We start from the raw sequence: 9,419 nt of genomic DNA, 5'->3' as shown, positions 1-9,419 counted from the left end.
CCTACAACAGAGGCGGTTGCTTTCTTTGGAAAGACATCGGACACCAACGTGAAAATATTGGCTGACCACGCCTGATGACCAGCTGCTGCTAATCCAATAAGGAAAATCGCTAACCACTTATTGTCTGTAATCGCCACAAAACTTACTGGTAGTATTATGATAGCACAAATAAGTAAGGTTACTTTTCTTGCTTTATTAATCGCCCATCCTTTTCTTATAAAGGCCCCTGATAGATAGCCTCCCAAGATACTTCCTCCATCGGCCAATATATAAATCACAAAAAATGGCAATGCGATGTTTTTAATATTCACATCAAAGGTTTCTGCTAAGAATTTGGCACCCCAAAACAAATAAAACCACCAAACAGCATCAGTTACTTTAGCTAAAGCAAAGGCCCAAGTTTGACGTTTGTCTAAAACACTTTTCCATGGAAGCTTTTCTTCATTCTCTGCTTTTCCTGAATCACTCTGTATATAGTCTAATTCTTCTTTAGTCACTTTAGGATGAACTTCTGGCTTTTTATACATACGAAGCCATAAAAAGACCCATATGGCACTCAATACGCCTGTAAGTAAAAACGGAATTTGCCAGTTTTTACCGTTTTCATGAACAATCCAACCCACTACAAATGGTGCTGCAATGGCTCCTATACTGGTCGCGGCATTAAAAAGACCGGTAGCAAACGCTCGGTCTTTTTTTGGAAACCACTCAGCCGTGGTTTTAATGGCGGCAGGAAAGTTTCCTGATTCTCCAAATCCTAACCCAAATCGTGCGGCTGCAAATCCGATAACACTAAACCCCGGACGAACCAAAGCATGGAGCATGCCAAATACACTCCAAATAGCAATCGATAAGGTATAGCCTTTTTTGGTACCTAATCGATCTATTAATCCGCCCATGGAAAGCATCCCTAAAGCATAGGCTACTTTAAAGGATATCATAATATTAGCATAATCATTATTAGACCATCCAAATAATTTTTCTAAGGTTGGCGCCATCACACCTATAATACTTCTGTCAAAGTAGTTAATGGTGGTAGCAAACATTAAAAGCCCTAAAATGCGGTATCTGTAATTGCCTATCTTTTTTGGTTCATTCATAAGTTATCGAGTTTTGTTTGTGTGAATTTAATTAAAATTGAAATAGTTTTTAGCATTGTTATAACAGATATTCTGAACCATGGTTCCAAGGAACTCAATATCATTTGGCACTAGACCTTTCTTGACATCTTCAGCTAATAAATCACATAAAATACGTCTGAAATATTCGTGTCTTGGAAATGATAAGAAACTTCTACTATCGGTAAGCATGCCCACAAAACGACTTAATAAGCCCATATTAGACAAGGCATTCAATTGTTTTTCCATACCGTCTTTCTGATCTAAAAACCACCAGCCAGAACCCCATTGCATTTTGCCAGGTGTTCCTCCGGTTTGAAAATTCCCCATCATGGTTGCAAACACTTCGTTTTGTGACGGATTTAAATTATAAGTAATCGTTTTTGCTAGTTGGTCTGTTGTATTGAGGGTATTAAACAATTTAGACATAAATTCCGCCATAGGAAAATCGCCTATAGAATCACAACCTGCATCAAGTCCAACTTGTTCCGCCAAACGACTATTGTTATTACGAATAGGTCCTAAATGGTATTGCTGTACCCAATCAAACTTATGATATTGCTTCGCAAGATGAATAAATAAACTCGATCTGTATTTATTGATTTCTAAATTTGAAAGAGGTTCTCCTTTTAACTTTTTGTTGAATATTTTTGTGACGTCTTCTTCTGTAAAATCTTCAATGACCAAAGCTTCCCCAACACCGAAGTCTGATAAACGGCATCCGTTCTCATTAAAATAAAGGACTCTCGCATTAATAGCTTTTAGGAAATTAGAATAGTTGTTGATTGGGAAGTTTACAGAAGTACCTAATTTATCTAAATAAGCCAAAAACGTGTCTTGACCGATAAAAAATAATTCGTCTGCTCTAAAAGTTGGATAAACTTTTGTGAAAAAATTAGATTTAGCTATGGCTTTGTGATATTGCAAATCGTCTGTTGGGTCGTCTGTTGTACAAACCACCTCCACATTCATTTGCTCCAATAATTGTGCTGGCGTTTTGTGTTCTAAAACAGTATTTGCCTTTTTATAAATCGCATCCGAAGTACTTGGTTGTAGAATGTCATCGATATCAAAATAGCGTTTCAATTCTAACTGCGTCCAGTGAAATAAAGGATTCCTTAAGGTATAAGGCACTGTTTCTGCCCATTTATCAAATCTATCTTTTAAAGATGCTGAACCTGTAATAAAGTTTTCATCGATACCATTGGCGCGCATACCTCGCCATTTGTAATGGTCGCCATTCAGCCAGGCTTCTGTAATATTTTTTACAGGCTGGTTTTCTGCAATGAGCTTTGGTGATAAATGATTGTGATAATCAATGATGGGCATATCTTTCGCGTAGTTGTTATATAATTCAACAGCGACATCAGAATTCAATAAAAAATTATTGGTAATAAATGTTTTTGATTTAATCATAATGTTAGATTAAACTTTGTGAAATTCCAAATTCTAACCCTCTTAGTTCTGCCAATCCACGTAATCTTCCAATACCTGAATAACCCGGATTTGTTTTTTTATGTAAATCGTCCAACATCTGATGACCGTGGTCTGGACGCATAGGAATCAAGGCATCTTTCATGCCTGCTGCTTTACGTCGGCGTTCTTCCACTACCACTTCTTTTACAACACTAAACATATCGACATCACCTTCTAAATGATTCGCTTCATAGAAATTACCTTTTTCGTCACGTTGTGTGCTTCTAAAGTGTAAAAAATGAACACGGTCTGCAAATCGTTTAAAAATTTGAACCAAATTATTGTCGGCTCTTACGCCTAAAGACCCTGTGCAAAAAGTAATACCGTTAGCTCTGTCAGGAACTTGTTCAAACAAATAGGCATAATCATCTTCGGTACTAACCACTCTTGGTAATCCCAATATTGGAAATGGCGGATCGTCTGGATGAATACACATTAAAACGTCATTCTGTGATGCCACTGGAATAATTTCTTTTAAAAATGTGACCAAGTTTTCTCTTAATTTTTGGGCGTCAATGTTTTTATATGTATCTAAAATTGTTTGAAATTGTTCTAAGGTATACCCTTCTTCAGCACCTGGTAAACCAGCAATAATATTGTTGACTAATTTTTGTTTACCGTCTTCTGAAAGTGTCGCTAGATATGCTTTAGCTTCGGTTTTTTGTTCTTCCGAATAGGATGCTTCGGCTCCTGGTCTTTTTAGTAAATACAGCTCGAAGGCAGCAAAAGCTGTCATGTCGAAGCGTAAGGCTTTAGAACCATCTTCTACTTCAAAAGCTAAATCAGTTCGTGTCCAATCTAAAACAGGCATAAAGTTATAGCATACGATATTGATGCCACAACGCGCTAAATTTTCAATACTCTTTTTGTAATTATCTACGTACTGCTGAAAATTCCCCGAACGTGTTTTTATGTGTTCATGTACCGGAATACTTTCTACAACGCTCCAGGTAAGTCCTTTGCTTTCAATAAGGTCTTTTCTTTTTTGTATGTCATCGAGCGTCCAAACGGAACCATTTGGAATATGATGTAAGGCTGATACAATTCCTGTTGCACCTGCTTGTTTTATATCTGATAAAGATACGGGATCATTAGGTCCGTACCATCGCCATGTTTGTTTCATAATTATAAATTAAACGTCAATTAAACACCACTGTAAGCTGCAAATCCACCATCGATTGGTATCACAACACCTGTTACGAACGACGAGGCATCGTCACATAAATATAAGGTGGTACTTATTAAATCTTCTGGTTCGCCGTAGCGTCCCATGGGTGTTTGGTCGATGATTTGTTGTCCGCGTTGAGTCAGACTCCCATCTGAATTGGTTAATAAGGTTCTATTTTGATCTGTTAAGAAAAATCCTGGTGCTAAGGCATTTACACGAATACCTACTTTTGAAAAATGTACAGCCAACCATTGAGTGAAATTTGATACAGCCGCTTTTGCACCACTATAAGCTGGTATTTTTGTGAGTGGCGTAAAGGCGTTCATCGAAGAAATATTAAGAATACTACATCCTTTTCTACCCACCATTTCTTTAGCAAAAATTTGAGTTGGCAGTAAAGTTCCAATAAAGTTTAAGTTAAAAACGAATTTGATGCCTTCTGGATCTAAATCAAAAAAGGTTTTAAAGCCTTCAGCCGTGTTTTCTAGATCGGCTTCCTGAAAATGTGGATTTGAGGTCGTTCCTAACGGATGATTCCCTCCTGCACCATTGATTAAAATATCGCAAAGTCCTAATTTGGTATTGATTTCTTCTTTTGCGGCTTCTAATGATCCTTTCTCCAACACATTCGCCATAACGCCTATAGCCGTTCCGCCTGCTGCATTAATATCGTTGGCTACAGCCTGTGCTGCTTCAATCTTTAAATCTAAGACCGCTATTTTATATCCTTGCTTGGCCATTGCTTTCGCCAACATGCTACATAAAACGCCTCCTGCTCCGGTTAATACGACTACTTTGCTCATTTTTAATTTATAATAATTATTAAAAAACTATATTTGCGTGTTCGAACACGCAAATATAATAAAAATAATGTGTGCGCACACAACTTGTTAAAAATTTTACTAAATTGCTAAAAATCACATCACGATACATATGTATCTCAATATATATTTTAGTTTAAAATTTTAATACACTATTTTTCAGAATGATAACAATAAAAGACATAGCTAAAGAGGCGAATGTGTCTGAGGGAACTGTTGACCGGGTTCTGCATAATAGAAGCGGAGTATCTTCAAAAACTAAAGAAAGAGTAAAAAAAATTATAAAGAAGTATAATTTTAAAACAAATCCAATTGCCAGTGCCTTAGCTTTAAAAAAGAAATTCAAGATCGCTTATCTCATTCCAAAATATGACGAACAAAATGTGTTTTGGAAATTTCCAGATATGGGAATTACTAAAGCTTGTGAAGAGGTAGAAAATTATGGTGTTTTAATTGAGAAATTTACATTTGATCAATTTAACTCGTTATCCTATTTAAAAGAGTTTACTAAGCTTCTAAAAGGAGAACCTGATGTCGTTGTATTGGTTCCGATGTTTAAACAAGAAACTATTGAAATCACAAAGAAATTGGAATCAATAAACCTTCCATACATATTCATGAATATTAATCTTGAGGGGTATAATAATATTTCGTTTATAGGGCAAGACTCTTATAAAAGCGGTTTTGTTGCTGGAAAATTAATGTGCCTCAGTTTAAAAGAAGGAACCACTTGCCTTACAATACAGACTAGATCAAATATTTCTAATTATCTTGCCATTTCAAAAAGAATAGAAGGCTTCAATGACTATATATCTACTAATAATATTAAGATTACGAATTTAAATTTAACTATCAATCTTGACAATTTAGCCCTAGTAAAAAAAGAATTAAATAACCTATTAGAAGAAAATCCAAAAATTAAAGGTGTTTATGTTCCATCAAGTAGAGTTGGTATAATTAGTGATTTGATAGAAAAAAATAAATTAAAAACATTGCATATTATTGGCTTTGATACAACAGAAAAAAATGTCAAAGGACTTGAAAATGATAACATAAAATTCTTAATATCACAAAAAGCCTTTAACCAAGGGTATGAATCGGTTCTTATGATGTCAGATTTCCTATTGTATAAGAAAACACCACCAAAAATGGTTTACTCTCCCATTCAAATTATCATTAAAGAAAATGTAGCGTTTTATGAACCCAATAAAAGAAGTTTTTAGTTTTTCTATTTAAGTCGTTACAGAATCTTTTTTTATTCAGTATCTAGAATTAATAATTTTGATTTCAATAAAAAAAGAAATCTTAAAATAAGCACTTGAGCTTCATAATTTAAAAATCAAAATGAAAAATTTATTTAAAGGCTTTATTTTAGCTTTAAATTAATTCAAATAAATTAACGCAAATGAAGAGAAGTCTTTTAGCCATCATATTATTAGTAACTTATCAAACAAGCAGTTTTTCACAAACCAAACAACCTGTTTATAAAGATAAAAATACACCTATTGAATCGCGTATTGAAAATTTGCTAAGTCTAATGACATTAGATGAAAAAATTAATCAAATGAACCAATGGACATATGGTAAAAACGCAAATCCAAACAATATTGGTGACAAAATGAAGGCCGTAAGTCCAGAAATTGGTTCTTTACTCTATAGAAGTACCAACCCAGAATACCGTAACCAAATTCAAAAAAGGGCCATGACAGAATCGCGTTTAGGCATTCCAATCATTTTTGGTTTTGATTGTATTCATGGGTATCGTACTATTTTCCCTATTTCGTTAGCACAAGCCTGTTCGTGGAATACTGATTTGGTAAAAGAATCTTGCGAAATATCAGCAAAAGAAAGCTGGTTATCTGGTTTAGACTGGACGTTCTCTCCTATGCTTGACGTTGCTAGAGACGCTAGATGGGGACGCGTTTCAGAAGGTTATGGAGAGGATTCTTATGCAACTGCACAATTTGCTATTGCAGCCGTAAAAGGCTATCAAGGTGTTAATTTATCGGATAAATATACCATTGCCGCTTGTTTAAAACACTACGTAGGATACAGTTTATCCGAAGGTGGTAGAGATTATCATTATAGTGATGTATCCATGCAAACTCTTTGGGAAACATTTTTACCTCCTTTTGAAGCAGGTATCAAAGCTGGTGCTGCTACCGTAATGAGTGGTTTTAACGATATTACAGGAGTGCCCGCATCTGCAAATCATTATACACTTACAGAAATACTTAAAGAAAAATGGGGTCATGATGGTTTTGTTATTTCCGATTGGGGCTCTGTTCGGAATTTAGTTGAACAAGGTGTTGCTAAAGATAAAAAGGAAGCAGGAATGAAATCACTTTTAGCAGGCGTTGAAATGGATATGGTTGATGATGTATATGTTGATTATTTACCAGAATTAGTTACCGAAGGTAAAGTACCAATGACGGCTATTGACGAAGCAGTTAGAAGAATTCTGCGTGTTAAAATGCAATTGGGCCTTTTTGAAAACCCTTATGTTGATGTCGTTTCAGAAGAAAAACGTTATTTATTACCTGAATATTTACAAGTTGCGGAACAACTCGCTGCAGAATCTATGGTCTTGTTGAAAAATGAAGATCAAACATTACCTATCACTTCTAAATACAAAAACCTCGCTATTATTGGCCCAATGGTTAAGGACTCTACCAACATAATGGGTAGCTGGGAAGGCATGGGAAGACCAGAAGATGTGGAAACCATTTATGAAGGTTTAGAAAAAGAATTTAAAGATAAAGCCACACTACATTATGCAAAAGGATGTGATTTTGATGGTGATGACAGAAGTGGCTTTGAAGAGGCTCTCAAAGCAGTATCTAAATCGGATGCCGTAATTGTTTTTTTAGGAGAAAAAAAACGTTGGAGTGGTGAAAACGGATCACGTTCTTCAATTGCTTTACCAAAAATTCAGGAAGAATTAGTTAAAGAATTGCTCAAAGTTAATAAACCTATTATCTTAACGCTTTCTAGTGGAAGACCATTAGAACTAATAAGATTGAATGAGATGGCAGATGCTATCGTTGAAATATGGCAACCAGGCACAATGGCTGGTTCTGCTGTTTCTGGGGTTTTATCTGGCAGACACAATCCTTCAGGTAAATTATCTATCACATTTCCACAAACTACTGGGCAAATTCCTATTTATTATAACATGCGCGAATCTGCTAGACCAAAACTTGGTCACTATCAAGACATCCCAAGAGACCCTTTATATTGGTTTGGACATGGTTTAAGCTACACCACTTACGATTATAGTGATATAAAATTATCGGCTACAAAAATCAAAAGAGATGACACATTAATAGCTGAAGTTGAAGTGACCAATTCTGGAAACGCCGATGGTAAAGAAACCGTTTTATGGTACATTAAAGATCCGTTTGCAACAATTTCAAGACCCATGAAAGAGCTTCAATTCTTTGAGAAAAAATTAATCAAATCGGGAGAAAAAAGAATTTATCGTTTTGAGATTGAACCTATGCGTGATTTAAATTATGTCGACTCTTTTGGAAATAAGCATTTAGAATCAGGAAATTACTTCGTGATTGTAAATGACCAAAAAGTAGCATTTGAAATTATTGACTAATCAAAACTATAAACAAATAATAAAAATTAAAACAAAATAATATGAGTTACATCGCAGACGAAAAACGATACGACAACATGCAATACAACCGTTGTGGAAAAAGCGGTATTGATTTACCCCTAGTTTCATTAGGATTATGGCATAACTTCGGGGGTGTTGATGTTTTTGAAAACGGAAGAAAAATGATTCTTAAAGCCTTCGATTTAGGAATCACACACTTTGATTTAGCAAACAATTATGGCCCGCCAGCAGGTTCTGCCGAGGAAAATTTTGGAAAAGTTTTAAACACCGATTTAAAAGCTTACAGAGATGAAATGATTATCACATCGAAAGCTGGCTGGGGCATGTGGCCTGGACCTTACGGTGATTTTGGTTCTCGTAAATATTTAATTACCAGTTGCGACCAGAGTTTAAAGCGCATGGGATTAGAATACGTCGATATTTTTTACAGTCACAGGCCCGACCCGAATACACCGGTTGAAGAAACCATGATGGCTTTAGACCAAATTGTAAGATCTGGTAAAGCCTTATATGCAGGGATTTCATCCTACAGTCCTGAAGAATCAAAAAAAGCATTCGAAATTTTAAAAGCATTAGGAACACCATGTTTAGTACATCAGCCTTCTTATAGTATGTTTAATCGTTGGGTAGAAGATGGCTTATTAGATGTATTGGAAGACCATGGCGTCGGCTCGGCTGTTTTCAGTCCGTTATTTCAAGGTCTATTAACCGATAAGTATTTATACGGCATTCCAGATGGTTCAAGAGCTTCAAAACCAGATAGTTTTTTACAAACATCCGATATTAATGAGAAAAACATTGGAAAGGTTAAAGCTTTAAATGAAATCGCAAAAAAACGCGGTCAGAAAATGTCTCAACTAGCACTAGCGTGGGTGCTAAGAGATAAGCGCGTTACTTCTGTTATTATTGGTGCTAGTAAAGTATCTCATATTACGGACGCTGTTGGTATTCAAAAAAATCTAGGGTTTTCATCTGAAGAATTACAATCCATCGAAAGTATTTTAAATGGATAATCCATGAAGCTTGAAGATGTGAAATAAATTCTGTCTATTGACGTCTTTTTCTTCTTATGGTCATAACTTTAGAGTGATTAGGGCATAAATTTTAGACTATCTAACTAAACTAAAATGTCCTCTAAATGTTCTGACATTACCTGAAGTCTCAATTAATTTTGCAACAAACCAATAATCTGAAGTGGCCAATTGCTG

General features: G+C 35.3%; 7 protein-coding genes. 3 read left to right on the top strand and 4 right to left on the bottom strand.

Features of this window, described 5'->3' with window-relative positions; all coding sequences use genetic code 11:
* The 4 genes from AC15TD_RS02295 to AC15TD_RS02280 all read right to left on the bottom strand — a co-directional run.
* A partial coding sequence (locus AC15TD_RS02295) for an MFS transporter (RefSeq protein WP_484450522.1) occupies positions 1 to 1,100 on the bottom strand: 1,100 nt, incomplete at its 3' end.
* Between the two features lie 27 nt (positions 1,101 to 1,127).
* The gene (uxaC, locus tag AC15TD_RS02290; RefSeq protein ID WP_484450521.1) at positions 1,128 to 2,534 is read right to left on the bottom strand and encodes a glucuronate isomerase; all 1,407 of its coding nucleotides are present in this window, start codon (positions 2,532 to 2,534) and stop codon (positions 1,128 to 1,130) included.
* 4 nt (positions 2,535 to 2,538) lie between these two features.
* Positions 2,539 to 3,717 (bottom strand): mannonate dehydratase, encoded by a 1,179-nt coding sequence (gene uxuA, locus AC15TD_RS02285; protein WP_484450520.1) that lies wholly within the window; start codon positions 3,715 to 3,717, stop codon positions 2,539 to 2,541.
* 20 nt (positions 3,718 to 3,737) lie between these two features.
* The gene (locus AC15TD_RS02280) at positions 3,738 to 4,565 is read right to left on the bottom strand and encodes an SDR family oxidoreductase (RefSeq protein ID WP_484450519.1); all 828 of its coding nucleotides are present in this window, start codon (positions 4,563 to 4,565) and stop codon (positions 3,738 to 3,740) included.
* 182 nt (positions 4,566 to 4,747) lie between these two features.
* On the opposite strand from AC15TD_RS02280, the gene AC15TD_RS02275 reads away from it, so the two are divergent.
* From AC15TD_RS02275 to mgrA, 3 genes are all read left to right on the top strand, one after another.
* On the top strand, positions 4,748 to 5,806 hold the full coding sequence (locus AC15TD_RS02275; RefSeq protein WP_484450518.1) for a substrate-binding domain-containing protein: 1,059 nt from the start codon (positions 4,748 to 4,750) through the stop codon (positions 5,804 to 5,806).
* Positions 5,807 to 5,988: 182 nt separating this feature from the next.
* On the top strand, positions 5,989 to 8,190 hold the full coding sequence (locus AC15TD_RS02270) for a glycoside hydrolase family 3 N-terminal domain-containing protein (protein WP_484450517.1): 2,202 nt from the start codon (positions 5,989 to 5,991) through the stop codon (positions 8,188 to 8,190).
* A 41-nt stretch (positions 8,191 to 8,231) separates the two neighbouring features.
* A complete protein-coding gene (gene mgrA, locus AC15TD_RS02265) occupies positions 8,232 to 9,224 on the top strand; it encodes an L-glyceraldehyde 3-phosphate reductase (protein WP_484450516.1) in 993 nt (330 codons plus the stop codon).
* Positions 9,225 to 9,419 lie beyond the last annotated feature (195 nt).

This window comes from Yeosuana sp. (assembly GCF_057126245.1).
Note: the sequence above shows the minus strand (reverse complement) of the source record. Positions and strands in the feature narration are given on the sequence as shown.